This is a genomic window from Streptococcus cristatus (assembly GCF_003943505.1).
Classification (GTDB): Bacteria; Bacillota; Bacilli; order Lactobacillales; family Streptococcaceae; genus Streptococcus; species Streptococcus cristatus_E.
The window spans coordinates 1-746 of sequence record NZ_RJPS01000063.1 but is presented as its reverse complement, the minus strand read 5'-3'; the positions used below and the strand labels follow the sequence as shown (position 1 = coordinate 746).

General features: G+C 47.7%; 1 protein-coding gene. It reads left to right on the top strand.

Features of this window, described 5'->3' with window-relative positions; all coding sequences use genetic code 11:
* The coding region (gene fabD / locus D8792_RS10975; protein WP_125374011.1) for an ACP S-malonyltransferase at positions 1-746 on the top strand (746 nt) is incomplete at both ends.

Sequence of the window (746 nt, the reverse complement as noted above, 5' to 3'; positions counted from 1 at the left end):
TCTATGAACAGTATGATGTGGTTAAGGCGACTTTTGAGGAAGCGAGTCAAGTTCTGGGCTATGATGTTCGGGCGTTGATTGACCAAGATGAAGAAAAACTCAACCGAACTCGCTATACTCAACCAGCAATTTTGACAACTTCTCTTGCTATTTATCGCCTGCTGGCTGAAAAAGGAATCCAGCCTGATATGGTGGCTGGTCTTTCTCTGGGTGAATACTCTGCCTTGGTAGCTGCTGGCGCGCTGGACTTCAAAACAGCGGTAGCTCTAGTCGCAAAACGTGGAGCTTTCATGGAGGAAGCGGCTCCTGCTGGTTCTGGAAAGATGGTTGCGGTCCTAAATGCGGAAGTGGCTCTTATTGAGGAAGCCTGCCAGACGGCTAGTCAGCTAGGAGTCGTCTCTCCTGCCAATTACAACACTCCAGGTCAAATCGTCATTGGGGGAGATGTGGCAGCGGTGGATAAAGCGGTGGAACTCCTCAAGGAAGCAGGTGTGAAACGCTTGATTCCGCTGAATGTTTCGGGTCCTTTCCATACGGCTCTTTTGAAACCAGCCAGTGAGCAATTAGCTCAGGTTTTGGCTGAAACAGAATTTGCTGATTTTCAACTTCCGCTAGTGGGCAATACAGAGGCGGATATTATGGAAGCTGATAGAATTAAGGAATTATTAACTCGTCAGGTCATGGAGCCGGTTCGTTTCTACGATAGTATTGCTAAAATGCAAGAAGCTGGTGTGACAGAGTTTATC